General features: G+C 63.9%; 21 protein-coding genes. 11 read left to right on the top strand and 10 right to left on the bottom strand.

The features are described from left to right. Positions 1–66 precede the first annotated feature (66 nt). The 6 genes from Q7V46_RS13170 to fliF all read right to left on the bottom strand — a co-directional run bounded on the left by Q7V46_RS13170 (position 67) and on the right by fliF (position 7,775). A complete protein-coding gene (locus tag Q7V46_RS13170) occupies positions 67–1,461 on the bottom strand; it encodes a flagellar hook-length control protein FliK (RefSeq protein WP_304914009.1) in 1,395 nt (464 codons plus the stop codon). Positions 1,462–1,522: 61 nt separating this feature from the next. Next, positions 1,523–2,011: a flagellar export protein FliJ gene (fliJ, locus tag Q7V46_RS13165; RefSeq protein ID WP_304914008.1), complete on the bottom strand. Its 489-nt coding sequence runs from the start codon at positions 2,009–2,011 to the stop codon at positions 1,523–1,525. Positions 2,012–2,072: 61 nt separating this feature from the next. Then, positions 2,073–3,542, bottom strand: coding sequence for a flagellar protein export ATPase FliI (fliI, locus tag Q7V46_RS13160; protein ID WP_370690342.1), 1,470 nt, complete (start codon positions 3,540–3,542; stop codon positions 2,073–2,075). Between the two features lie 159 nt (positions 3,543–3,701). Further along, a complete protein-coding gene (locus Q7V46_RS13155; RefSeq protein WP_304914007.1) occupies positions 3,702–4,400 on the bottom strand; it encodes a flagellar assembly protein FliH in 699 nt (232 codons plus the stop codon). Positions 4,401–4,684: 284 nt separating this feature from the next. Continuing rightward, positions 4,685–5,680 carry a flagellar motor switch protein FliG gene (fliG, locus tag Q7V46_RS13150; RefSeq protein WP_304914006.1) on the bottom strand — a complete coding sequence of 332 codons (996 nt, stop codon included), beginning with the start codon at positions 5,678–5,680 and terminating at the stop codon, positions 4,685–4,687. Positions 5,681–6,101: 421 nt separating this feature from the next. Beyond that, the gene (fliF, locus tag Q7V46_RS13145) at positions 6,102–7,775 is read right to left on the bottom strand and encodes a flagellar basal-body MS-ring/collar protein FliF (RefSeq protein WP_304914005.1); all 1,674 of its coding nucleotides are present in this window, start codon (positions 7,773–7,775) and stop codon (positions 6,102–6,104) included. Between the two features lie 179 nt (positions 7,776–7,954). Here fliF and fliE point away from each other — a divergent pair, with 179 nt between their 5' ends. Beyond that, positions 7,955–8,257 carry a flagellar hook-basal body complex protein FliE gene (gene fliE, locus Q7V46_RS13140; RefSeq protein ID WP_304914004.1) on the top strand — a complete coding sequence of 101 codons (303 nt, stop codon included), beginning with the start codon at positions 7,955–7,957 and terminating at the stop codon, positions 8,255–8,257. Between the two features lie 297 nt (positions 8,258–8,554). Here fliE and Q7V46_RS13135 read toward each other — a convergent pair whose 3' ends face one another. From Q7V46_RS13135 to Q7V46_RS13120, 4 genes are all read right to left on the bottom strand, one after another. Continuing rightward, the gene (locus Q7V46_RS13135; protein WP_304914003.1) at positions 8,555–8,845 is read right to left on the bottom strand and encodes a flagellar protein FliT; all 291 of its coding nucleotides are present in this window, start codon (positions 8,843–8,845) and stop codon (positions 8,555–8,557) included. Positions 8,846–8,847: 2 nt separating this feature from the next. Further along, complete coding sequence (fliS, locus tag Q7V46_RS13130) at positions 8,848–9,279, bottom strand: flagellar export chaperone FliS (protein WP_304914002.1); 432 nt, start codon at positions 9,277–9,279, stop codon at positions 8,848–8,850. Between the two features lie 202 nt (positions 9,280–9,481). After that, positions 9,482–10,858, bottom strand: coding sequence for a flagellar filament capping protein FliD (fliD, locus tag Q7V46_RS13125; RefSeq protein ID WP_304914001.1), 1,377 nt, complete (start codon positions 10,856–10,858; stop codon positions 9,482–9,484). Positions 10,859–11,004: 146 nt separating this feature from the next. Further along, positions 11,005–12,189 carry a flagellin gene (locus Q7V46_RS13120; protein WP_304914000.1) on the bottom strand — a complete coding sequence of 395 codons (1,185 nt, stop codon included), beginning with the start codon at positions 12,187–12,189 and terminating at the stop codon, positions 11,005–11,007. A gap of 1,115 nt (positions 12,190–13,304) precedes the next feature. Between Q7V46_RS13120 and flhD the strand changes: the two genes are divergently transcribed. The 10 genes from flhD to Q7V46_RS13070 all read left to right on the top strand — a co-directional run bounded on the left by flhD (position 13,305) and on the right by Q7V46_RS13070 (position 23,829). Further along, a complete protein-coding gene (gene flhD / locus Q7V46_RS13115; protein ID WP_304913999.1) occupies positions 13,305–13,643 on the top strand; it encodes a flagellar transcriptional regulator FlhD in 339 nt (112 codons plus the stop codon). 124 nt (positions 13,644–13,767) lie between these two features. Further along, the gene (flhC, locus tag Q7V46_RS13110) at positions 13,768–14,310 is read left to right on the top strand and encodes a flagellar transcriptional regulator FlhC (protein ID WP_304913998.1); all 543 of its coding nucleotides are present in this window, start codon (positions 13,768–13,770) and stop codon (positions 14,308–14,310) included. A gap of 154 nt (positions 14,311–14,464) precedes the next feature. Then, positions 14,465–15,334 (top strand): flagellar motor stator protein MotA, encoded by an 870-nt coding sequence (gene motA, locus Q7V46_RS13105; RefSeq protein WP_304913997.1) that lies wholly within the window; start codon positions 14,465–14,467, stop codon positions 15,332–15,334. Between the two features lie 50 nt (positions 15,335–15,384). Beyond that, a complete protein-coding gene (gene motB, locus Q7V46_RS13100) occupies positions 15,385–16,317 on the top strand; it encodes a flagellar motor protein MotB (RefSeq protein ID WP_304913996.1) in 933 nt (310 codons plus the stop codon). Between the two features lie 71 nt (positions 16,318–16,388). Then, the gene (cheY, locus tag Q7V46_RS13095) at positions 16,389–16,775 is read left to right on the top strand and encodes a chemotaxis response regulator CheY (RefSeq protein ID WP_304913995.1); all 387 of its coding nucleotides are present in this window, start codon (positions 16,389–16,391) and stop codon (positions 16,773–16,775) included. 13 nt (positions 16,776–16,788) lie between these two features. Beyond that, entirely contained in the window at positions 16,789–17,400 is a 612-nt protein-coding gene (locus Q7V46_RS13090) for a protein phosphatase CheZ (protein WP_304913994.1), read from the top strand. Between the two features lie 805 nt (positions 17,401–18,205). Beyond that, a complete protein-coding gene (gene flhB, locus Q7V46_RS13085) occupies positions 18,206–19,372 on the top strand; it encodes a flagellar biosynthesis protein FlhB (RefSeq protein WP_304913993.1) in 1,167 nt (388 codons plus the stop codon). Further along, positions 19,369–21,450 carry a flagellar biosynthesis protein FlhA gene (flhA, locus tag Q7V46_RS13080; protein ID WP_304913992.1) on the top strand — a complete coding sequence of 694 codons (2,082 nt, stop codon included), beginning with the start codon at positions 19,369–19,371 and terminating at the stop codon, positions 21,448–21,450. Before flhB ends, flhA begins: the two co-directional genes overlap by 4 nt. After that, positions 21,447–23,027, top strand: a complete 1,581-nt coding sequence (gene flhF, locus Q7V46_RS13075; RefSeq protein ID WP_304913991.1) for a flagellar biosynthesis protein FlhF — start codon at positions 21,447–21,449, stop codon at positions 23,025–23,027. Before flhA ends, flhF begins: the two co-directional genes overlap by 4 nt. Next, a complete protein-coding gene (locus Q7V46_RS13070; RefSeq protein WP_304913990.1) occupies positions 23,020–23,829 on the top strand; it encodes a hypothetical protein in 810 nt (269 codons plus the stop codon). The genes flhF and Q7V46_RS13070 overlap by 8 nt, the downstream gene beginning before the upstream one ends. Positions 23,830–23,834: the final 5 nt, after the last annotated feature.

The raw sequence follows: 23,834 nt of genomic DNA, 5'->3' as shown, positions 1-23,834 counted from the left end.
TTTGCCGGACGGCCAGTGCCGCCCCCTTTGAGGGGGTGACGCAAAGCGGCGCGGGGGTGTTCCCGTTCACACGAAGAGATCGAGCGGTCGGCTGCCATCGGCCCGCAGGGGGACCATTCGTGGTGCTTCGGGTGCCAGGGGCGTGCCCGCGGCGCGCGGGGCTGCGCGACCGGCGCGTTGTGCCGTGGTCTCGCCCGACGACGCATTGCGGTCAGATCCCTGGCCCTGCGCGCCCACCGAAACCCCGGCGAGCTGTATGCCGCTGCGCTGCAACATTTCGGCAAGCGATTCGTCAGCACTGTTTCGCAGCGAGGCCCGCGCATCGGCGTTGTCGGTACGGAAATCCACCTGGACCTCCTGCCCCTTGACCGAAAGCTGGATGTCGATGGCGTCCTGCCCGCCCTGGCCCACGCGCAGGCTGGCGTGGCGCAGGTTCTGCGTTCCCCAGTGGCTGATCTGCTGACCTTCGGTTTCGCTGGACCCATCAAAGGCCTCCGCGCCCTGACCGTCCTGCTCGGCGTTCGGTGCGTCGTCGGCATGATCCCCGCCGCCCGCATCGGCCCCGCTGGCGCTGCCTGCGGCCAGCGCCGTGGCCGAGCCGGCAACGGAGCCCGCGGTGGCGCCCGTGCCCGTCGTCGAGTTCGCACCCCCGAGGGTCTGGACCGTTGCCAGTCCGCTGGCCATCGCATCGCGTGAAACGACGGGGTTGAGCGATGGACCTGCGAGGTGGCCAAAACGGTCGTTGAGGGTGACGGTGCTGCGCACACCTGCCAGCTGGGCAGCGCCCGACTGGGAAGCGCTTTCGGCGGCACCCCCGCCCGTGCGGCGCCAGACCCTATTGTTGCCGTCCAGTTGCTGCACCGCAGTGGCCGATGGGGATGCTGCGCCGCTCTTGAGTGGCTGTGCCTGCGCCTGTGCGGTGGCGGTAAGCCCTTTCAGTGCCGCCTGAGGTCGCTGGGCGGTGGCAGCAGCACCTTGCGGCGACTCATGGGCGGCGCGTTGGGCCGCCATATCGATCTCGGGTGCGGGTTCATCGGTGACTTGCAACACGGGGTCGGACTCTGCTGCTGTGTCGGTTGCCAACGCCGCCTGATCGACAGCAGCGTCGGCCTTTGCACCTGCACCTGCACCTGCACCTGCAGTTGCTGTGTTGGTGGGTTCAACCGGTACCGGGGAGCCCGGCCAGCCGGCCAGGGCAGCGAGCGGATTGTCTTCGGGCACATCTTCGCTGGCCAGCATCACCTCATCTTCACCGGTGCCAACGTCGACCTCGGCACCAAGGTCGGGCAGGGGTTGTTCGTGGGTATCGGCCAGCAGGGAAAGCAGATTGGCAAAAAGGCTGCTGTCCGCACCAGACTCATTCGCGCGGCGGGCACCCGGCTGGCCCGGTCGGTTTGCCTGGACAGTCTGGCTGGTGGAAGACGGCCCGGACTGGGAGGCTGAAGCGGCGGTGGAACTCATTGGGGGTGTCCTGAAAACGCGTTCGAAAGGGGTAGGTGGGCGCCGGGCAACGGGGGACAGGTCAGGCGCCAGAGCGCGACAGTGTCTGTGCATGGGCCTGGGCCAGGGCCAGGCGCTGGCGCATGTGGATGGTCAAAGCCATTTCGTCGGTGTGCTTCTGTTCCCTGCGCTCCATCACTTGCGCCTGTGCCTGAATCTTTTTCTCGGTGAACTTGCGCAGGCCGGCCACGTCGCGTTCGGCCACACGAACCTGTTGTTCGTGCTGGGCGATCATGTCTTCGCGGCTGCTCAGCACGCCCCGCTGAAAGTCGATGGCGTGTTCGATCTTCTGCAGGAAGTGGCGGTGGTGGTGCAGCAGCGCGGCGTCGATGCCGGCGCTGCTGCGCGCGCTCCAGCGTTGCTGTGCTTCCAGCGCATAGGCTTCCAGCTGGTCCATCTGGTCCTGGGCGATCTGCATTTCACGCTGCAGCTGGGCCAATGCGGCCAGCGCCACGTCGCGGCGGCGCTCGGCGATTTCCACCACTTTGTTCAACGTCTGGATCGTGGTCATGCGGGGGCCTCTTCTGGATGGGGTTCAATGGCGATGGAACGGGCGATCTTCATGCTCGGCTTCAGGCATTTCTGTTCGGTGCGCGCTGTGGCCGGCCCTGCGCAGCGGCTGCGGGCTTGCCTTCGTCCTGCAGGGCGGCTTCCAGTTCGGCCAGGCTCGCTTCCATGGTGGAGGCGTCGAACATGCCTTGCATCAGGAAGCGCTGCAGCGCGGGGTACAGCGCAATGGCGCGGTCGGTCTCCGGGTCGCTGCCGGCCATGTAGGCACCCAGCTGGATCAGGTCGCGGCTTTTCATGAAGCGCGAATACAGCGCACGGAAGCGGCGCGCCAGTTCCAGATGTGCAGGCCGGGCCACGTTCTGCATCACGCGCGAGGCCGATGCCTCCACGTCGATGGCCGGGAAGTGACCCGATTCGGCCAGCGAGCGCGACAGCACGATGTGGCCATCCAGAATGGCGCGAGCGGCGTCCGCGATCGGGTCCTGCTGGTCGTCGCCCTCTGATAGGACGGTGTAGAAAGCCGTGATCGATCCCACACCATTGAGACCGTTGCCGCTGCGCTCCACCAGTTGCGGCAGCTTGGCAAAACACGAAGGTGGGTAGCCCTTGGTGGCCGGTGGCTCGCCAATGGCCAATGCAATTTCGCGCTGTGCCATGGCGTAGCGGGTGAGCGAATCCATGAGCAGCAGCACGTCCAGGCCGTCATCGCGGAAGCGCTCGGCAATCGCCGTGGCGTAGCTGGCGCCCTGCATGCGAACCAGGGGTGGTGCATCGGCCGGAGCAGCCACCACCACCGAGCGCTGGCGCCCCTCAGGTCCCAGGATGTCCTCGATGAATTCCTTCACCTCGCGACCGCGCTCTCCAATCAGGCCCACCACGATCACGTCGGCGCGGGTGTAGCGTGCCATCATGCCCAGCAGCACACTCTTGCCCACGCCAGAGCCGGCAAACAGGCCGATGCGCTGGCCCCGGCCCACCGTCAGCAAGGCGTTGATGGCGCGCACGCCGGTGTCCAGCGGCTCGCGCACCGGGTCGCGGTCCATGGCGTTGATCGGCGCGCGGTCCATGGGTGCCATGTCCACGTTGATGATGGGGCCCAGGTGGTCAAGCGGGTGGCCGTGCGAATCCACCACCCGACCCAGCAGCCCACGACCCAGCGGCAGCCGCAATGCACCGCGGTCGTCCGGTGAAGGTGGCTTGTTGGTCTGGCCCATGCGAGGCACCGGACGGTAAGGTGCCAGCGGCGTGACGCTGGCACCACTGGACAGCCCATGCGTGTCACCGGCCGGCATCAAATAAGCCCGGTCACCCGAAAAGCCCACCACCTCGGCCAGCACAGGCTCCTTCGGCCCATTGCCAATCAGACACTGCGACCCCACCGGCACCTTCAAACCCACGGCCTCCAGCACCAGACCCGCCAGCCGCGTGAGCGTGCCCCGCACCTCCAGCGGCGTGTGCACACTCGCGTTCTCCCGCAAGTCCTCCATGAAATGCCCCCACCGGCTGGCGCCTTCCAAGGTGCTGTCGTTCATGGAGAGCTCCCGAAGCGAAGGTTGTGGTGCAAACAGAAGTCAGAGCTTCCGGAGCGAAGTGAATCGTTCCAGAGATACCGTGGAACCGGCTTGGCCGGGCCACAGGTATCGCCCCCCTTGAGGGGGGTGACGCGAAGCGGCGCGGGGGGTGCTTCCTGCCTATACATCGGCATTCTCCGGATCCCACGCCGTTTCCATGCCCAGGTTGCCCACGGCGCGGGTCCAACGCTTTTCGATGGTGGCGTCCACCGAGGTGCTGGCCGATTCGATCATGCAGCCGCCCGGGGTGATGCTCGGGTCGGCCATGAACGCCGGTGGCGACTTGCCGATGTTTTCGTTCAGCGCCCCTTGCATGAGCGCCAGATCGGACGGGTTCATTCGCACAGTCGCAGGCAAGCCGTCTTCCACCAGCTGGGCCAGTGCTTCGGCGATCACCGGCTTGAGGTGCGCAGGGTCGCTGCGCAGCTCCTGGCGCACCACCTGACGCGCAAGGTCGCACGCCAGTTCGAGAATGTGTCGCGAAATCTGGTCTTCGCTCTTTTGCAGATGGTCGCGGGTGTTGTGCAGCAGCTGCGTCATGCGCACCGCGGTCTCTTCGGCCGCCTTGCGCACCGTGGCCTCCAGTGCGTCCCGCACCTCACGGCCACCCGCCTCGTGCCCTTGGGCGTAGCCTTCGGCATAAGCTTCTTCGGCAGCCTGCTTGAATGCGGCCTCATCGATGACCGGCGCCGAATTGCCATCGCTGTCCAGCGTCGCGAGTTCATCACTGCCGTCCACAGCAGAAAACCGCCAGGCAGACACACCATCGATTTCCTCGCGAGGGACGAAACGCGAATGGGGGCTGGACTTATTGACCATGCGTACCTCCCTGCAGAGGTCCGAAAACCCACAAACCAGACCGGAGCGAGTGACCCCATCCAGAGATACCGAAGATCCGGCTCTGCCGGTCCAAGGTATCGCCCCCCTTGAGGGGGGTGACGCGAAGCGGCGCGGGGGGTGATACCTGCCTGCGGCGCGGGGGGTGATCCAGTTCCGGCGCGAAATGCCCCAGTCCAGAGCTGCCGCCGGGCCGGCTTCGCCGGACGGCCAGCAGCGCCCCCCTTGAGGGGGGTGACGCGATGCGGCGCGGGGGGTGCTCCGATCTAGACAAAGCTTTCATCTTCCCCTCCCCCGATCACGATCTGGCCTTCGTCGGACAGGCGGCGGACGATCTTGAGAATCTCTTTCTGCTGGTTCTCGACTTCAGACAGCCGGATCGGACCGCGCGATTCCAGATCTTCGCGCAGCGCTTCGGCGGCCCGGGTGGACATGTTGGCCAGCACCAGTTCGCGAAGGTCGTTGGTGGCGCCCTTGAGCGCGATCACCAGCGAATCGGAAGCCACTTCCTTGAGCACCATCTGCACCGACTTGGGGTCGAGCTTGAGCAGGTCCTCAAAGACAAACATCTTGTCCATGATCTTCTGAGCCAGCTCGGCGTCGAATTCGCGGATCGACTCGATCACCGCGCTTTCGATGCTGGTGCCCATCATGTTGATGATCTCGGCGGCGGTCTTCACGCCGCCCATGGAGGTCTTGCGGATCTTGTCGCCACCGGCCAGCACCTTGAACAGGACTTCGTTGAGGTCCTTCAGCGCAGTGGGCTGAATACCCTCAAGCGTGGCGATGCGCAGCATCACTTCATTGCGGGTGCGTTCGGTGAAGTTCTTCAGCACGGCTGCGGTCTGGTCGGCCTCCAGGTGCACCAGGATGGCCGCGACGATCTGGGGGTGTTCGTTGCGCAGCAGTTCGGCGATGGAAAACGGGTCCATCCACTTCAGACTTTCGATGCCGGAGACATCGCCGCCCTGCAGGATGCGGTCGATCAGCAGTGCCGCCTTGTCGTCGCCCAGTGCCCGCTTGAGCACCGCGCGCACATAGTTGTCGGTATCAGAAACCAGCAAGCTCTGAGATGCGGCGGCGTTGGTGAATTTCTGCATCACCTGGTCGACACGCTCGTGCGAGACCGCGCGCGTCTTGGCAATGGTTTCGCCGAGCTTCTGCACTTCTTTCGGACTGAGGTGCTTGAACACCTCTGCCGCTTCCTCTTCGCCCAGCGACATCAGAAAGATCGCAGCGTCGTGTATCCCTTGCTCTTCCATGTTGTTCTTCCTTATCTATGCAAAGTTCGCAGCGCAATTTCGAGCGCCACAGACCCATCCAGGGGCACCGAAGATCCGGCTCTGCCGGTCCAAGGTGCCGTCCCCCTCCCGCCAAAGGCGAGAGAGGGGGAAGACGCGAAGCGGCGCAGGGGGTGGCACCACCCCTCCGGAGCGCGTGTCCGAACACCAGGGCTCCCGTGGAACCGGCTTCGCCGGGCCACAGGGTGCGTCCCCCTCCCGCCGAAGGCGAGAGAGGGGGAAGACGCGAAGCGGCGCAGGGGGTGGCACCACCCCTCCGGAGCACGTGTCCGAACACCAGGGCTCCCGTGGAACCGGCTTCGCCGGGCCACAGGGTGCGTCCCCCTCCCGCCGAAGGCGAGAGAGGGGGAAGACGCGAAGCGGCGCAGGGGGTGTTTCACAGTCATGCTGGCGCCTCGCCATTCACCCAGCCCTTGACGATGTTCGCCACCGCCATCGGGTTCTCCAGTGCCAGACGCTTCGCGTCGGACAGGCGCGCCTGCTCTGCTGTGACTTCTTGGGGTGTGCTCGGCAAGGGCAGGCCCGGACGCTCTGGTGCTTCGTTGACAAGTGCGTTGAGTGGCTGCACCTTGCGGACTTCAGTGGCAGGCGAGCGCATCAGTTTCAGGCCCGGCCTCACCATGCCCAGCACCACCAGCAGGCCCAACATCACCATGCCCAGCGGCCAGGCCATCGAGCGCGCCAGTTCGTGGTTGTCGACCTGTTTCCACCAGGCCATGGGTGCTTCCTCGGCTGGCGCCGATACATTGAAGGCCACATTCACCAGGTTGACTGAGTCGCCGCGACCCTGGTTGAAGCCAATGGTCTCGCGCACCAGGGCGGTCATCTGTTCGAGTTGCTCAGGGGGGATGGGCGTGGACGTTTCCTTGCCAGCGCGGTCCAGGGCGGTGCGGTGGTTGATGACCACAGCCGCGCTGAGGCGGCGCACCTGGCCGCTGGCCTCGCGCACCACCTTCACGGTTTTGTCGACCTCGTAGTTGACGACCGATTCGCGGCGCACGGCGCCGGCCCGTTCGGCAGCACCCGCCACGCCCAGCTGGCCGGCCGGGCCATTGATGGGTGCCTCGCCCACGGCGGGTGGCTGGTTGGTCACCGCGCCAGGCACACCGGCCGGCTGGGCGGTGGGGCCCGCGCCGTCTTCCACGGTCTGCTGGCTGCGGATGGTGCCCGGCTCGCCGCCCTGGTTGGGGCGGTGTTGCTCGGAGGTGGATTCCACCAGGGAAAAATCGACGTCGGCGCTGACCTGGGCCTTGACATTGCCCACGCCCACCAGGGGTTCAAGCATGTCCAGAATGCGGCGGGTGTAGATCATTTCCATCTGCTGCACGTACTGCAGCTTCTGGGTGTCCGCGCCCTGGGAAGGTCCCTCTGCGCTGCCGGAGAGCAGGGTGCCGCCGTCGTCGACCACGCTGACCGCCTTCGGGTTCATCTCCGGCACGCTGGAAGCCACCAGATGCACGATGCCGGCCACCTGTGCACGGTCGAGCACCCGGCCGGGGTGCAGGGTGAGCAGCACGGAGGCGCTGGGTTTCTGCTGTTCGCGGAAAAAGCCGTTCTGGTTGGGCAACGCCAGGTGGATGCGCGCGCTCTGCACCGAAGACAGCGACTGGATGGAGCGCGTGAGTTCGCCTTCCAGGCCGCGCTGGAAGGTCAGTCGCTCCTGAAACTGCGTCATGCCGAAGCGGTTGGACTCCATCAGTTCGAAGCCAGCCACCGAGCCCTTGGGCAGACCTTGCGAGGCCAGCCGCAGACGGGTGTCGTGCACCTTGTCTGCCGGCACCATGATGGCCATGCCGCCTTCGGTGTGCTTGTACGGCACGTTCATCTGGGAGAGTTGCGCAACGATGGCGCCGCCGTCACGGTCGCTGAGGTTGGAATACAGCACCCGCCATTCGGCCTGGCGCCCCATGAAGAAGAACGCGGCGATGATGCCGACCAGCGCCAGCACGCCCAGCGCCATCTTGATCTTCTGGCCCTGATCCAGGCGCGCAAAGCCATCGGCCAGTGCGCTGCGGGGCACAGGGTGCATGTCCAGTTCGGCGACGGTGGTGCTCATGGGTCTGGGTGGCTCGAATGGGGTTGTCCGGCCAGGGGAATCTCCCCTGTTGCGATCGATTATTCGGGTCCCATGCCCGCGCCATACCCACGAAAAGGACCGGGTTTGTCCCCCTTATTCCCCAGCGGGCCCTGACCGCCCTACCTAGCATCGAGGTGTTGAAGTTAAAGGACACCGCCATGGACATGCGCATCAGCCCCCTGACCAGTCAAGCCCTCACCGGCGTGGGTGCCAACGCCCTGAAGCGGCCGGGTGCCAGTCCGGGCATCGGTGACGGCTTCAAGGCCGCCCTTCAAGCCGTCAGCGCCAGCCAGAACGAAGCCTCCCGCCTGCAAACCCAGGTGCAACTGGGCAACCCCAACGTCAGCCTGGAAGAGACCATGCTGGCCATGCAGAAGTCCCAGATCGGCTTCCAGGCCACGCTGCATGTGCGCAACCGGATGGTTCAGGCATACACGGATGTGATGAATATGAACGTGTAGGGAAGCCCCCCTGCGCCGCTTCGCGTCTTCCCCCTGAGGGGGACGATGTCTCTGACCGGCAGAGCCGGATCTTCGACATCCCTGGATGCTTCACCACTCAATCCTGGCCTGCGATTTGCCAGCCTTTTCGCGCTCTATCTCCTTTTTCTCTTCCTGTTTCGGTTCTAGCCACCGCTTCCGGAGCGCGTGTCTGATTCCAAAGATGCCGAAGATCCGGCTCCGCCGGTCCAAGGGCATCGCCCCCTGGGGGGTGACGCCGAAGGCGGCGCGGGGGGAACCCATCCTGAGAAGGTGCACTCAGTGCACCTTCGCTTCCATGAGCTGTTCCAGATCGTTCAGCCAGGGTTCGGCCAGGCAGCGGATCTCGGCGTCGGCGCGCAGGATGCGTTGCATGATCTTGGTCTTTTCCTTGCGCTCGTCGGGGGCGAGGTGGTCGGTGCGGGACTTGCTGCGCAGCTGGGCGATCAGCACGGCGCAGGCACTTTCCAGGCGGACCACCTGGTCCCAGTTTTCGGTCTGTGCAGCCGCCAGCATCTTCTGGCTGGCGTCGTCGATGGCGCGGTAGTAGTCGAGCAAGGTGTGCTCCATGATCAGGCTCCACGGCCCGTTGCGGGCTGAGGGGTGGAGGCGGCGGCGCCAATTTGTTTCCACGAATCGGCCAGCGGCTCCATGAGCCCTATCACTTCGGCCACCAGTCCCTGGTCGTTGCGCAGGTTGGCCTTGGTCAACTGCTGCACAGCGTAGCCATACAGCCCGCTCAGGTTCATTGCCAGATCACCGCCCTGCGCCATGTTGAGGCCACCCTTCAGGCCTTCATCCAGGATACGAACGGCCTTGCCAATGGCCTGGCCCTTGGCCTCGATCTCTCCACGCTCCATCGCGCCGCGCGCGGCATTGAGCGACTGCATGAGACCGTCAAACAGCATGGCGACCAACTGGTGTGGGTCGGCGGTGCTCACGCCGGTGTCGGCGGAAACGCGTTTGTAGGCAGAGGCGGCTCGTGAATTCACAGAGGTAAACATGGCTTCGGTTCCTTGTGGCTGATACCTATCTGTATCGGCACGCCCCTCGCGGACTGTAGGCAGCGAAGCGCTGATATGCGGTGTAAAGAGGGGCAAGGAAGTCATCTGTTTGCGGTCCTTCTCGATGATCCGAAACTGGTGTGAAAAACCCGACCGGGCAGGTGGCTGCTCAGGGTCGGGTTCAAGCTGGTTGTCGGCGTGATCAACCAGTGTTTCTGTTCCACAGGGTTATCTGCTGATTGACAAAGGCGCTCAAGCCGTTGAGCCGCCCCACGGCAGCGTCCATGGCGTTGTACTGCGCCAGGTAGCGCACCTCTGCCCGAGCGGCGCGGTCGATCACCCGTTCCTGCTCCTTGCCGTTTCGAGCCACCGCTGCCTTCAACGAGTCGGTCCTTGCATTCAGCGAACCCGTTGCGCCAGCGATCCCGTCTGCGAACGCCTTGACCTTCAAACCAAATCCCACGGTGGTGGCATCGCCATCGTCCGAAGTGAACAGGTTGCGAACAGCCGACAGGTTTCCCATGGCGGCGTTGAGTTTGTCGGCCTTGACTTCCAGCGTACCGTTTTGCGCAGCCACAATGCCGATGTCGGCCAACCGCGTGAAGTCTCCGTTGCCAGTGACCGAGCGCATCATGCCGCGCAAGGCGTTCTGCAATCCGATGGCGGTGCTGTCGCCCTGCAGGGACCCTGCCGTTTTCGTGGTTTCGTTGTAGGCCGTGGCCGTCGTCAGCAGTGTGCTGATGCTGTTGTATGCATCCACAAAGGCCTGGATGTTTTTCTTCATCCCTTCGGTGTCGGTGGTCACATTGATATCCACTGCTGCGGTGGTGACCTTGTTGAGCGTGAGGGTCACGCCAGGTACGGTGTCGGTGAGTTTGTTGGTGGGGCTCTCCAGTGCCACCCCGTCAATCGAGAAAATGGCGTTGGCTGCAGGCTGTGCCTGGGTCATGCCGTCGACCGCACCACCGCCGAACGCCAGTTTCTGCAAGCCGTCGGCGTTGCCGCCTGCAACCGCCACCGTGAAGGTGTTGGCTGCGCCCGTTTCCTTGCTGCGCATGACAACACGTTCGCCAGCAGCGTCCTTGAGCACGGTGGCCGTCACACCCACATCGCTGCTGTTGATCTTGGCCGCGATGGCAGCCGGGCTGTCTTCGCCTTCCAGAATCTCGATGTCGATGGGTTCTCCTCCTGCCACAGAGAAGCTGAGGGTGCCGGTACCCAGCCCGCCAGCGGTATTGAGCACGCCGCTGGCAGCGGTTTGTGATGTGGCCAGCGACGTCACCGAGAGCGCGAACCGTCCGGCCGTGGCGGTGGAAGAGGCGGAAACGGCAATCTCCCCCGCATTGCTCGATGTGGCGGTGACGCCGCTCCAGCTCTTGGGGTCGCCCAGCTTGGCGGCCAGCGTGCCCAGGTTGTCCATACTGGACTTGATCGTGCTCAGAATCGAGAGCTTCGATTGGGCGGTGGCCGCCTGACGCTGCAGTGGTTGCAGTGGCGCACGCTCCAGTGCCACCAGCTGCGAGACGATGCTCTTGATGTCGATGCCGCTGGCAAGACCAGGGGAAGAAATGGTGGCCATGAGCTTTCCTCTTCAGGATGGACGCACCACACGCGGAAGGCATGTGGTCTGTGCATCCCGCAAAGCCCAAGGCGGCGGGGCGGAAAACCGCCTCCGCCGCCCGGGTCACTGCGCTTGAATGCGCAGTGAATGCGGATGCTGCAGGATCAACGCAGCAGGGCCAGCACGCCCTGGGGTGCCTGGTTGGCCTGGGCCACCATAGCGGTGCCAGCCTGCTGCAGGATCTGCGAGCGCGACAGGTTGGCAGTTTCTTTTGCGAAATCGGCGTCTACGATACGACCGCGGGCGGCAGAAATATTTTCCGACTGGATCTGAATATTGCTCACGGCATTCTCGAAGCGGCTCTGGAGCGCACCGAGATTGGCACGTGAACTGTTGATGGCATCGAGAGCACTGTCAATCTGTGTCAGAGCAGCGGTTGCGCCTGCGGTAGATGAGATGTCTAGGACGTCCAAGGCACCGGTAGTGCCAGCAGTTGAAGTCAGACCTGTTGCGGCATCAATACCCGTCAGAGAGCCATCATCGGCACCGCCAATGGTGAATGAGCCGTCCCAGGTGCCTTCTTCGGTCGAGGTGAATTCAATCGCGTCTGTCGCACTGTTGTAGGACGCATTTACGCCAGTTTCGTTGGACTTTGCGTTAATGGCGCTGACAACCTGATTCATGCGGTTGGATGCGCTACCCGATGCGGCAATAACGCCGATATCAACTGCAACTCCGCTCTTGCCAGTGATGGTAAGGTCGCCCAGCGCAGTGGCTGTGCCAAAACCTGTTGCAGCAGCCGCGGCACCCGTAGCTGAGGTCGCGCCAGTGGCCGCATCTCCCAAGGCAGTCAGCTGAGCATTCGCAATTGCTGCCACGCTAATGGACTCACCTGCATTGGCGCCGACTTGGAAGGTCTGATTGGTGAAGCTGCCGTTGAGAAGCTTGGTTCCGTTGAATTGCGTGGTGTCTGCGACACGTTGAATTTCTTGCTTCAGCTGACCTACTTCAGCTTGCAGAGCCGATCGATCTGAATCGCTGTTGGTGGCGTTGGCCGATTGGACGGCCAGTTCGCGCATGCGTTGCAGCATGTCGCCAACTTTGCCCAGCGAACCTTCAGCGGTCTGTGCCAAAGAAATGCCGTCGTTGGCGTTGCGGGCCGCCACGTTCAGGCCGCGCACTTGAGCGCTCATTCGCTCCGAGATGGCCAGGCCAGCGGCGTCGTCCTTCGCGCTGTTGACGCGCAGGCCGGAAGACAGGCGCTGCATGGAGGTGGCCAGTGTGCCTGCCGACTGGGACAGGTTGCGCTGGGCGGTCATCGACATCACGTTGGTATTGATGGTGGTCATAACTAGCTCCTAAAAGATGGATAAAAAGTAATCCGGCATTGCTGCCAATCTCAACGCCAGCCAGAAGGCTGGCCGCCATGACCGGAGCTGGCTGCACGCGCCGGATGGACCCCAGGGCCTTCTCCGTCTCGCCGCTTCACTTGCCGGACGACGAACCTTTCTAGAAGTTCGTTGAGATGAATTTCGGTGGCCCAGAGAGATTCTTTAGCGCTCGTTGCATTTCATCGCGAGAAATAGCGGGGGAACCTGGGGTCTGTTCTTTTCTTTGGGTTGTGTTTTGTTTGGTTTCTCGGACTTGGTGTGGTCGGGTCTCGGCTTGGCTGCCGACGTGCTTTTCTTTGCTTCGCCCGAAGAAAGGTGATCCGGATGGGTTGTTCCTTCGCAGCGCTGCGGGCATGCTGCGTCGCTCGGTCCAACCGGGTCTGCGCAAATTTGTCCGCTGCGCGGCCTTCGGACATGCGCAGCACTGATTCGTCCGGCCCTGTGCTGCTCGCCAGCTCATGATGGCGGAAGGCGGAAGGCGGAAGGCGGAAGGGGGGAGCGGGTGCATTTGCTTCGTCAATCTGGTTGGCGTGGCCCCTCACCCCAGCCCTCTCCCCAGAGGGGCGAGGGAGCAAGGCACGGCTCAGAGACGGGAAGTCCGCTCCCGATCCCGCTTGTGCCGTGTGGCCGGGCTGAGCAGCGCAGCGGCGTGGGGATCAGAAATTCGCATGTCCGAAGGCCGCGCAGCGGACAAGTTTGCGAATTTCCCCCGCGACGCGAGCAGCGCAAGGAACCGCGAAGCGGCCCGGACTTCGGCTCGCCTTTTCTTTGGGTACTTTCTTTTGGGCGTTGCAAAAGAACAGTACCTCGGCCGCCGGGCCGAGACCCGGCCAAGCCAGGCTTCCGGAGAAAAAAGGCGAGGGCGGCATGCGGCGAGAGGGCCATACACCTACACCCAAATGAGAACAAAGGTTGTAGGCATTTGCCTGACAAGGCGTAGGGGTGCGTCCGACACGTCAAACAGCCATTCGCCGATTCAAGTTTTTTTACCGGTCGACACAATTGAACACACCGAGAAAGCAAACGTAATCAAGCCCTCGCACCGAAGCGAACCGACACCTTAGGAGAACACCATGGACAGCGAACAACTCTTGGCTGAAATCCGCGAAGCCAACCTGACCTACCTGATGCTGGCCCAGAACCTGATCCGCAAGGACCGCGCTGAAGCCCTGTTTCGTCTGGGTGTGAGCGAGGAAGCCGCTGACCTGCTGGGCATGCTCTCCACCGCTCAGCTGCTCAAGATCGCTTCGAGCAACATGCTGCTGTGCCGCTTCCGTGTGGACGATGACCTGGTGTGGAACCTGCTGACCAACCACAACGTGAAGAAGGTGGACAACGCCACCACCACGCAGCTGCATGCCAGCATTCTGATGGCCGGAAAGTTTGCGGAGTCAATGAGCGTCGCTCATTGACTACCCCCCGCGTCGCCTTCGGCGCCACCCCCCTGTAAGGGGGGCGACATCTGGGACCGGCGGAGCCGGATCCTCGATGTCTCTGGATCAAGACACTTCACTCTCGCCACCTCTGGAGTTCGACATGGCCACGCAAAAAAGCATCCTCACCGAGTCTCGTGACATCGAGCGCGCCATCTCCCTGATTCAGCTGGGTGCCCGCCTGCAGGTGCTGGAGTACGAAACCAGCCTGTCTTATGAGCGTCTGTTGCGGCTGTACAAGGAAGTGGCGGGCAAGAGCCCTTCGAAAGGCCAGTTGCCTTTTTCAACCGACTGGTTCCTGACCTGGCAGCCCAACATCCATTCGTCGCTGTTCCTGAACATCCACGAGTACCTCTCCAAGACCAGCGCGCTGGAAGAGATCGACACCGTGATCAAGGCCTTCCGGCTCTACGCAGAACAAATGCAGGCCAGCTCGATCGAGCCGCTGCTGTCCATCACCCGCGCCTGGCGCCTGGTGAAGTTTGTGGACAACGGCATGCTCACGCTCACCAAGTGCTCCTGCTGCGGCGGTCACTTCGTGACCGAACCCTACGAAAACGCCCGCAACTTCATCTGCGGCATGTGCGAGCCACCAGCGCGCGCTGGCAAGGGCGCAGCCAGCAGCGGTGGATTGCGTTTGCACTGATCGCGCCTGCGCGCAAACCTTGAAATGGACCCCGATGCGGGTCCATTTCGCGTTTATGGCCCGCGTCGATCGCCCATAGAGTTGACCGCTAGATAGCTACTCCTCCACACCACGCTGGCGCCCGCGCCTTGCGTTCTGTTTCAGGCTCACGAACATGTTTGTCATCATCGGATACCTCCTCGCCCTCGGCTGCATATTTGGCGGTTTTGCGATCGCGGGCGGCAACATGGCTGTGATCATGAAAGCTTTGCCGCTGGAGATGCTGATCATCGGCGGCGGAGCGATTGGCGCCTTCGTGGTGAACAACCAGCCCAAGGTGCTCAAGGCCACGCTGAAGGCCATTCCCATGGCGCTCAAGGGTTCGAAGTACACCAAGGAACGCTACATGCAGCTGCTTGCGCTGCAGTACGACCTGTTGCAGAAGGCGCGCAAGGAAGGCCTGATGGCGATCGAGCAGGACGTGGAGAATCCGCACGACTCCGCCGTGTTCAAAAAGTACCCCGCCATTGCGAGTGACCACCACGTGGTCGAGTTCATCACCGACTACCTGCGCATGATGGTCTCTGGCAACCTGAACGCACACGAGATCGAATCGCTGATGGACAGCGAGATCGAAACCCACCATCAGGAAGCCCATGCCCCGGTGGCTGCCATCACCCGCGTGGCCGGGGGCCTGCCGGCCTTTGGCATCGTGGCCGCCGTGCTGGGCGTGATCAAGACCATGGGATCGGTGGGCCAGCCACCAGCGGTGCTGGGCGCCATGATCGGCTCTGCCCTGGTGGGTACCTTCCTCGGCATTTTTCTGGCCTACGCCATTGCCGAACCGCTGGCCGGCGTGATCGACCAGAAGATGGAAGAGGGCACCAAGGAACTGCAGTGCATCAAGAGCACGCTGCTGGCCAGCATGCAGGGCTACGCGCCTGCCACCGCGATCGAATTCGGCCGCAAGGTGCTGCAGTCCACCGAGCGACCCACCTTCACAGAGCTTGAAGGCCACGTCAAGGGCAAGAAGGCGCCGGCCTGAGCCTGACGCAGCCAGCACCGCACTGATATCGCACGCAACGGAGCACCCCCATGGCCGACGGAAAGAAACTACAGCCTATCATCATCAAGCGCATCAAGAAATCCGGGCATGCCGCTCATGGGGGCGCCTGGAAGATTGCCTACGCCGACTTCGTGACCGCCATGATGGCGTTCTTTCTGCTCATGTGGCTGCTGGGCTCCACCTCCAAGGGTGAACTGCAGGGCATTGCCAGCTATTTCAGCAATCCGGTGAAAGTCTCGCTCATGGGCGGTGACGGCACCGGCAACAGCAACAGCATCCTGCCCGGTGGCGGGCGCGATCTGAGCAAGTCGGCCGGCCAGGTGGACGGAGGAGACGCCGAACGCGCCGCCAAGACCATGTGGACCCAGATGGCCAAGGCAGAGCAGCAGCGCCAGGAAGCCGAGCGCATCAGCGATCTGCAGAAAAAAATCGCCTCGCTCATTACCTCCAACCCCCAACTCGCCGAGTACGGCTCGCAGATTCAGCTGGAGACCACGGTCGATGGTCTGCACATCCAGATCGTCGATGAACAGAACCGGCCCATGTTCGACACCGGCAGCGCGCTGGTGAAGCCGTACATGAGTTCCATCCTGCGGGGCATCGGCGCCGCGCTGGCCGATGTGGAGAACCGCATCGCACTGGCTGGCCACACCGATGCCACGCCTTATGGCAGCGGCGAGCGCGGCTACAGCAACTGGGAACTCTCGTCCGACCGGGCCAACGCCTCACGCCGCGAACTCGTGGTCGGGGGCCTGCCTGACAACCGGTTGTTGCGCGTGGAGGGTCTGGCGTCCAGCCAGCTGTTGCGGCCGCAAGCGCCCACCGACCCCATCAATCGCCGCATCAGCATCGTCGTGATGACGCAAGACGCCCAGGAGCGCCTGATGCCGGCCAGCACACCCAATTCAGCCCTTCAGATTTCGCCCCAAGTGACGAAGATTCCCATACAAAGCGGTCGCTGAGTCGCCGCTGCCCCTCATTCGCCCGTTTTTCGCTCCATTTATCTGCTCAAACCGCTCCGACGGAGGCCTGCATGTCCACCCCGATGAAATTCCTGATCGTTGACGACTTCTCCACGATGCGCCGCATCGTGCGCAACCTCCTCAAAGAAATCGGTCATGCCGACGCCGACGAGGCCGAAGATGGCGCCATCGCGCTGAACAAGCTGCGCAACGGCAATTTCAACTTCGTGGTGTCCGATATCAACATGCCGAACATGAACGGCTTCGAGCTGCTTGCCGAGATCAAGAAAGACGAAAAGCTCAAGCACCTGCCGGTGCTCATGGTCACGGCCGAGGCGCGCAAGGAGGACATCGTTCTGGCGGCTCAAAACGGAGCGGCCGGCTACATCGTCAAGCCCTTCACCAAGGCCACGCTGGAAGACAAGATGGCCAACATCTTCAAGAAACTCGGCCTGTGAGGGGAGCACGACCATGCATGACGCTCAAACCACAGCCAATGGCGGCAATGAAATGTTCCAGCAGCTGGGCTCCATCACCCGGCAACTGCACGACGCACTGAAAGAACTGGGCTACACCGACAAGCTCAAAGGCTCTGTCGACCAGCTGCCCGACGCGCAAAGCCGCCTCTCCTACATTGCACGACTCACCGGTGAGGCCGCGGAAAAAGTGCTCAATCACGTGGAGCTGGGCAAGAACGAACAGGCCGAACTGGCCGACCGCGGCCGCAAACTGGCCGACACCATCAGCCGCGTGCCGGCACTTGCCAAGGCCATGCCCGAGCTGATGGAATGGTCCAACGACGTGGTGCGCATCAGCGAACAGACCGACGCCCGCCTGACCGACATCATGATGGCCCAGGACTTTCACGACCTGACCGGCCAGGTGATCAACCGCGTGGTGCAACTGGCCAGCACCATCGAAGAACAGCTGCTGGGCCTGCTGCTGCAGTCGGCACCTTCTGGCCAGCCGGGACAGGATCAGGCCTATGAGCTGGCTGGGCCGGTGGTGAATCCCGAAGGGCGCACGGATGTGGTGAACGATCAGGCGCAGGTGGACGATTTGCTGGCGAGTCTGGGGTTCTAGAGCCTTTCCTGCCATCCTCGCCACGGCGAGCGTGCCTTCACTCCCTCGCCCCTCTGGGGAGAGGGCTGGGGTGAGGGGCCTCTCCGCGCGGTAGTTTCCTTCTCCGAAAGCTTGGTTTGGCCGGGTCTCGGCCCGGCAGCCGACCTACCTTTCTTTGCTTCGCCAAAGAAACGTAGGCCAAAGAAAGGCGAGCCGGATGCGCTGTCCCTTCGCTTCGCTACGGGCACACTGCGTTGCTCGGTCCAGGCGGGGGTGCGCGCAAACTCGCCTTCGGCTCAGACATGCGCGCCCCTTGTCCCGCCCGGACCTGCGCTACTCGCCAGCGCATGACGGCGGAATACGGGATCGGGGACATTCCCTCCGGTAGCTTGGCTGGCGTGCCCCCACCACGGCCCCCAGCGGGGGAAAAGCGAAGGCACGGCTCGGAGAGGGGGAGTCCGGTCCCGATCGCGCTCCCCGCCGTGTGGCCGGGCTGAGCAGCGCAGGGGCGTGGGGATCAGAAATTCGCATGTTCGAAGGCCGCGCAGCGGACAAGTTTGCGGATTTCCCCCGCGACGCGAGCAGCGCAAGGAACCGCGCAGCGGCCCGGACTCCGGCTCGCCTTTCTTTTGGGTACTTTTCTTTGGCGAAGCAAAGAAAAGTGCCTCGCCCGCCGGGGCGAGACCCGGCCACACCAAGCCTCCGGAGAAAAAAGTGACTGGAAAGGCAGGAATCCGAATAAGCACGGTTCCACCCCCCCTTATTCCCCTTTAGTTTTCCAACCCCACTTCCACAATCTGTCTCACCCACCCAGTGAGCCAGAACCATGGAATCTTCCAGTCAGGACAAGAACCTACCCGCGACGCCGCAGCGCCTGAAAAAGGCGCGGCAGGACGGCCAGGTTGCGCGCTCCAAGGACTTGTCGAATCTGGCGGTATTGGGGGGTGGCGCGGCCGTGCTGATGGTGCTGGCGCCCATGGGGTTCGAGATGTTGCGCAGCGCCTTGCAAAGGCAGCTGCGTTTTGACCATGCCACCCTGCAGCACCCGCAAGGGGTGGTCGAGCGGCTGGCTGGGGCGTTTGGCGACGGGCTGGTGATTTATCTGCCACTGGGTGTGCTGGTGCTGGCGTTGGCCATGGCCACCACGGTGGCGGCCGGCAGCTACGCCTACAGCCTCAAGCCCATCACCCCAGACCTCACACGCCTGAGCCCGCTGGCCGGCATCAAGCGGCTGTTCTCCAAACAGCAACTGGTGGAGGTGTTGAAGCTCACCGGCATCATCATTCTGGTGGGGCTGGTGGCCTGGCAGTTCATCTCTGCTCATGTGGAACAGTTCGCCACCTTGCTGATGCGCCCGCTGGAAGGCGCACTGGGTCAGCTGGGCAGCTGGCTCTCGCTGGGTGTGGGCTTGTTGCTCACCGTGATCCTGCTGGTCGCGGTGCTGGACGTACCGGCGCAAAAGTTTCTGCACGCGCAGAAGATGCGCATGTCGCACCAGGAAGTGAAGCGCGAACACAAGGAAATGGAAGGCGACCCGCATGTGAAAGGGCAGCGCCGGGCACGGCAGCGTCAGCTGGCGCAGCGCAACAGCATTGGCGCCGTGCCCAAGGCCGATCTGGTGGTGATGAACCCGACCCACTATGCCGTGGCCATCAAGTACGACGACGCCACCATGGGCGCACCGCGCGTGGTGGCCAAGGGTGCGGATCTGCTGGCCATGAAGATCCGCGAAGTGGCCCAGGCCAACAAGGTGCCGGTTTTGCAGGCCCCCATGCTGGCGCGTGCCCTGTACGCCCATGCAGAAATTGACGACGAAATTCCATCGGCGCTGTACACCGCCGTGGCGCAGGTGCTGGCCTATGTGTACCAGCTCAAGGCCGCCATGAAAGGCGAGGGCGTCATGCCCGGCGAGATGCCCACGCCGCAGGTGCCGCCTGAACTCGATCCCCACCACAAAGCCGTGGCCACAGCACGCACGGAGGAAACCCGATGAACGCTCTGTTGCCCCTGCAGCAATGGTTCCGCCGCAACGGCGCGCTCGCCGGCGGCCTGGCCGCACCCATGCTGGTGATGACGGTGCTGTCGATGATGGTGCTGCCGCTGCCACCCTGGCTGCTGGACACCTTCTTTACGCTCAACATCGCGCTCGCCCTGGTGGTGATGATGGTTGCCGCCTACATGCAGCGCCCGCTGGACTTCTCGGTCTTTCCCACGGTGCTGCTGCTGACCACGCTGCTGCGCCTGTCGCTCAACGTGGCCTCCACGCGCGTGGTGCTGCTCGAAGGCCACACCGGCCCGGGCGCGGCGGGTGCGGTGATCGAGGCCTTTGGTCATTTCCTGATCGGCGGCAACTTCGCGGTCGGTTTTGTGGTGTTCATCATCCTGGTGGTGATCAACTTCATCGTGATCACCAAAGGCTCGGAGCGCATCGCCGAGGTGTCGGCCCGCTTCACCCTGGACGCGATGCCCGGCAAGCAGATGGCCATTGACGCCGACCTGGGCGCTGGCCTGATCGACGAGAAGGAAGCCAAGCGCCGCCGTTCCGAAGTGGGCGAAGAGGCCGAGTTCTTCGGCTCCATGGACGGCGCTGCCAAGTTCGTTCGTGGCGATGCCATTGCAGGCATCCTGATCCTGATCATCAACATCATCGGCGGCTTTGCCATCGGCATGATGCAGCACGGCCTGTCGGCTGGCGATGCGGCCAACAGCTACATCCTGCTGGCGGTGGGTGATGCGCTGGTGGCACAGATTCCCTCGCTGCTGATCTCGGTGGCTGCGGCCATGGTGGTGTCGCGCGTGGGCAAGGGCAACGACCTGGGCAAGCAGGTCACCACCCAGATGTTCAGTTCCTCGCGCGTGCTGGGCATTGCCGCTTCGGTGCTGTTCCTGCTGGGCATCATCCCCGGCATGCCGCACACGGTGTTCCTGATCTTCGCAGCCTTGCTGGCCGCGCTCACCTACTGGCGCTACCAGCAGGAAAACGCACCCAAGCCGGTCGAAAGCAGTGAACCCGAGGCCACCAACGACGGCGAAGCCACCTGGGACGATCTGCAGCCGGTGGATCTGCTGGGTCTGGAGCTGGGCTACCGCCTGATCGCCATGGTCGACAAGACCCGCCAGGGCGACCTGCTCACCCGCATCAAGGGCGTGCGCAAAAAGTTTGCGCAGGAAGTGGGCTTTCTGCCGCCGGCCGTGCACGTGCGCGACAACCTGGAATTGCGCCCCAGCGCCTACCGCATCACCCTGCGCGGCGTGGTGGTGGGCGAGGGCGAGGTCTTCCCTGGCCAGTTCCTGGCCATCGACCCGGGTGGCATCGGCACGCCGCTGATCGGCACCCCCACGACCGACCCTGCTTTTGGCCTGCCGGCGCACTGGATCGAGGAAAAGCAGAAGGAAAACGCGCAGATGGCCGGTTTTACCGTGGTTGATTCCGAGACTGTGCTCGCCACGCATCTTTCACACTTGATGCAAGTCCAGGCCGCCAAGTTGCTGAGCCGGACGGAGACCCAGGACCTGGTCGAACACGTGACCCGCCTGGCCCCCAAACTGATCGAAGAAGTCGTGCCCAAAATGATTTCCGTCGCCACCTTCCAGAAAGTGCTGCAGCTGCTGCTGGAAGAGTCGGTGCATGTGCGGGACATCCGCACCATCATCGAAGCCATTGCCGAACACGCCCCCCACACCACCGACCCGCTGGAACTGGCCCGCCGCGTGCGCATGGCGCTGGCCCCGGCCATCGTCCAGCAGATCTACGGCCCGGTCAAAGAGCTCGAAGTGATTGCCATCGAACCGGGCCTTGAGCGTCTGCTGATGCAGGCGCTCTCGGGCCAGAACGCCGGTGCGCTGGACCCTGGCGTGGCCGAGATGCTGAGCAAGTCCGCCACCGACATCGCCAACCGGCAGGAAGAGAAGGGCGTGCCCGCCTGCCTGCTGGTGCCCGATGCCATCCGCAATGCCATGTCCCGCCTGCTGCGCCGCGCCGCACCCCGTCTGCAAGTGCTCGCCCACAGCGAAATTCCTGAAACCCACCTGATCCGCATTGGCCCGATTCTTGGAGAAATGACATCATGAACATCCAGCGATTCACCGCCCCCACCTCGCGCGAAGCCATGGCCAAGGCACGCCACGCCCTGGGCGATAGCGCCGTCATCCTCTCCACACGCAACACCGATCACGGTTTTGAAGTGATGGCCGCCGCCGAAGAGAGTCTGGGCACCCTGGCGGCTTCTGCACAGGCCGAACAGCCACAACGCGCCACTGCCCGCCCTCGCGCCACGTTGAGTGAACGCGCTGCGCAATCAGCACCCCAGGCAGCTCCTTCCGACTCGGTGGAGAACGACACCGAAGCCCTGTCCATGAGCACGCTGTCGTTCCAGGACTATGTGCGCGAACGCATGCTGCGCAAGCGCCGCGAGGCCCTCACCGGTCAGGTGGAAGCCCCGGTGCCCGCCGCAGCGTCCCACGCCATTTTTGCCGCGCCCTTGGCGGCACCAGCCCAGGCACCTGTTCGCCAGCCGCTGCACGCACAGTCGCCCATCCAGACCCGCGCCCAGCCCATCGAAGTGCCGGTGCAGCGCTTCAACGCGCCAGAGAGACCAGCGGTCGCGGCGCAAATGCCGCAGCCCATTCGCACCCGCAGTTCGACGCCCCCCGCGTTTGAAGACTCCACACCCCCGCGCCGGGCTGGCAACGACGGCCGCAACGCCTCCTCGAACGTGGATCTGAACGCGCTCAAGGACATGATCGAAGAGCGCTTCAACACCCTGGCCTGGCTGGGTTCTTCCAAGCAGCACCCGATCCAGTCCAACCTCATGCTCAAGCTCATCCGCTCCGGTTATTCGCCGGCCATGTCGCGCGCCGTGCTGGAGCGCGTGTCGGTGGACGCCTCGCCCGCCGAGGCGGTGCGCTGGGTCATGGACGTGATCACCCGCAACCTCAAGGTGGCAGCGCCTGGCGCCGGCCTGTGTGACGAAGGTGGCGTGATCTCCCTCATTGGCGCCACCGGCGTGGGCAAGACCACCACGGCGGCCAAGCTCGCCGCCCAGTGCGTGAAGCAGTTCGGCGCCGGCAGCGTCGGTCTCATCACGCTGGACAGCTACCGTGTCTCCGGCTACGAACAGCTGCGCGCCTACGGCCGCCTCATGGGCGTGGTGGCCCACCTGGCTCACGACCGCGCCGCCCTCAAGGACCTGCTGAGCCTGCTGGCCAACAAGCGCATGGTCATCATCGACACCGCCGGCCTTGGCCAGCGCGACCAGCGCATCCAGGACATGCTCGACATGCTCGATATGCCCAACGTGAAGAAGGTGCTGGTGCTCAACGCCGGGGCCCATGGCGACACGATCGACGACGTGCTCACCTCGTTCCAGTCGCGCTCGCTTCATGGCGTGGTGCTCTCCAAGGTGGACGAGGCGGTCAAGCTCGGCCCGGCCATTGACGCACTCATCCGACACCAGGTGGTGCTGCGCGGTGTGGCCAACGGACAGCGCGTGCCCGAAGACTGGCAGAACCCGGAAGCCGCCACCCTGGTGCGCTTGTCCATGGGCAGCCAGAGCAAGTCGGCCTACGACCCGCAGTCGTCCGACCTGGGTCTGTACTTCTCACAGATCTCCACCCGCGGCATTGACCTGGGGGGCGCCCATGTTTGACATCGGTTTCGACCAGGCCGCCGGCCTGCGCAGCGATGCGCTCGGTCACGGACCCAGCCTCATGCCGCTGGCCAGCCCGGCCCAGCCGGCCCTGGCCTATGAACTGCTCTGCAAACTGGCCACACGCCTCACGGCGCAGGGCGACCCGGTGGTCATCATCGACGCCACCGCCACCGAATCGGCCAGCGATCAACGCAACGACGGCGCGCCCCTGGGCCTGTTGCGCGCCTTGCAGGACCCTTCGGTGTCTGGCCTGGAACGCCCGGCAGACGGCGGCGAATGGCTCGTGATGCCCGGTGCACGCGGCCTGCAGGCCTTGCAGCTCACCGCCCAGGCAGGCGGCGCGGACGCCGCACTCTCGCGCCTGTTCGCCCCTTTTGCTTTCAGCGTCACGCTGCTGCTGTTTGCCCCGGCGTTCGAACTTGCCGGCCTGTTGTCGGGTTTGAGCGGCCGCGCCCTTGTGCCCGTGCTGGCCCAGCCGCAAGCCAGCATCGACGCGTACGGTGCCGTCAAGCTGCTGCACGCTGCCGGCCTCTCGCCGGTGCTGACCCCCATGCACACCATGGACATGCACGGCCAGGTTCCGCTCGACCAAGTGGTGCGCACGGTTTCCGAATGCGCGCAACGCCACCTGGGACTGGCGCTGGACCACTGGCCCGAGGCCACTTGGGCCCAGCGGGTACCGGTGAGCACGATTTCCCGGCAGCATCGCCCTGGTGCCATGGCCGCTCTCCATCGCACGCCCGCGTTCGATGGCATGGGCGCCGTCCACCACGGGGCTGCGCAATCGCTCTGGAGCTGATCACG

Origin of the sequence: Hydrogenophaga sp. (genome assembly GCF_030651625.1) — a bacterium.
GTDB lineage: Bacteria > Pseudomonadota > Gammaproteobacteria > Burkholderiales > Burkholderiaceae_C > Hydrogenophaga.
This window is presented reverse-complemented; position numbering and strand designations above follow the sequence as displayed.

Bases quoted from the DNA above. Each gene is read 5' to 3' on its own strand.
- Q7V46_RS13170 (WP_304914009.1), bottom strand. From the start codon at position 1,461: ATGAGTTCCACCGCCGCTTCAGCCTCCCAGTCCGGGCCGTCTTCCACC.
- fliJ (WP_304914008.1), bottom strand. From the start codon at position 2,011: ATGACCACGATCCAGACGTTGAACAAAGTGGTGGAAATCGCCGAGCGC.
- fliI (WP_370690342.1), bottom strand. From the start codon at position 3,542: ATGAACGACAGCACCTTGGAAGGCGCCAGCCGGTGGGGGCATTTCATG.
- Q7V46_RS13155 (WP_304914007.1), bottom strand. From the start codon at position 4,400: ATGGTCAATAAGTCCAGCCCCCATTCGCGTTTCGTCCCTCGCGAGGAA.
- fliG (WP_304914006.1), bottom strand. From the start codon at position 5,680: ATGGAAGAGCAAGGGATACACGACGCTGCGATCTTTCTGATGTCGCTG.
- fliF (WP_304914005.1), bottom strand. From the start codon at position 7,775: ATGAGCACCACCGTCGCCGAACTGGACATGCACCCTGTGCCCCGCAGC.
- fliE (WP_304914004.1), top strand. From the start codon at position 7,955: ATGGACATGCGCATCAGCCCCCTGACCAGTCAAGCCCTCACCGGCGTG.
- Q7V46_RS13135 (WP_304914003.1), bottom strand. From the start codon at position 8,845: ATGGAGCACACCTTGCTCGACTACTACCGCGCCATCGACGACGCCAGC.
- fliS (WP_304914002.1), bottom strand. From the start codon at position 9,279: ATGTTTACCTCTGTGAATTCACGAGCCGCCTCTGCCTACAAACGCGTT.
- fliD (WP_304914001.1), bottom strand. From the start codon at position 10,858: ATGGCCACCATTTCTTCCCCTGGTCTTGCCAGCGGCATCGACATCAAG.
- Q7V46_RS13120 (WP_304914000.1), bottom strand. From the start codon at position 12,189: ATGACCACCATCAATACCAACGTGATGTCGATGACCGCCCAGCGCAAC.
- flhD (WP_304913999.1), top strand. From the start codon at position 13,305: ATGGACAGCGAACAACTCTTGGCTGAAATCCGCGAAGCCAACCTGACC.
- flhC (WP_304913998.1), top strand. From the start codon at position 13,768: ATGGCCACGCAAAAAAGCATCCTCACCGAGTCTCGTGACATCGAGCGC.
- motA (WP_304913997.1), top strand. From the start codon at position 14,465: ATGTTTGTCATCATCGGATACCTCCTCGCCCTCGGCTGCATATTTGGC.
- motB (WP_304913996.1), top strand. From the start codon at position 15,385: ATGGCCGACGGAAAGAAACTACAGCCTATCATCATCAAGCGCATCAAG.
- cheY (WP_304913995.1), top strand. From the start codon at position 16,389: ATGTCCACCCCGATGAAATTCCTGATCGTTGACGACTTCTCCACGATG.
- Q7V46_RS13090 (WP_304913994.1), top strand. From the start codon at position 16,789: ATGCATGACGCTCAAACCACAGCCAATGGCGGCAATGAAATGTTCCAG.
- flhB (WP_304913993.1), top strand. From the start codon at position 18,206: ATGGAATCTTCCAGTCAGGACAAGAACCTACCCGCGACGCCGCAGCGC.
- flhA (WP_304913992.1), top strand. From the start codon at position 19,369: ATGAACGCTCTGTTGCCCCTGCAGCAATGGTTCCGCCGCAACGGCGCG.
- flhF (WP_304913991.1), top strand. From the start codon at position 21,447: ATGAACATCCAGCGATTCACCGCCCCCACCTCGCGCGAAGCCATGGCC.
- Q7V46_RS13070 (WP_304913990.1), top strand. From the start codon at position 23,020: ATGTTTGACATCGGTTTCGACCAGGCCGCCGGCCTGCGCAGCGATGCG.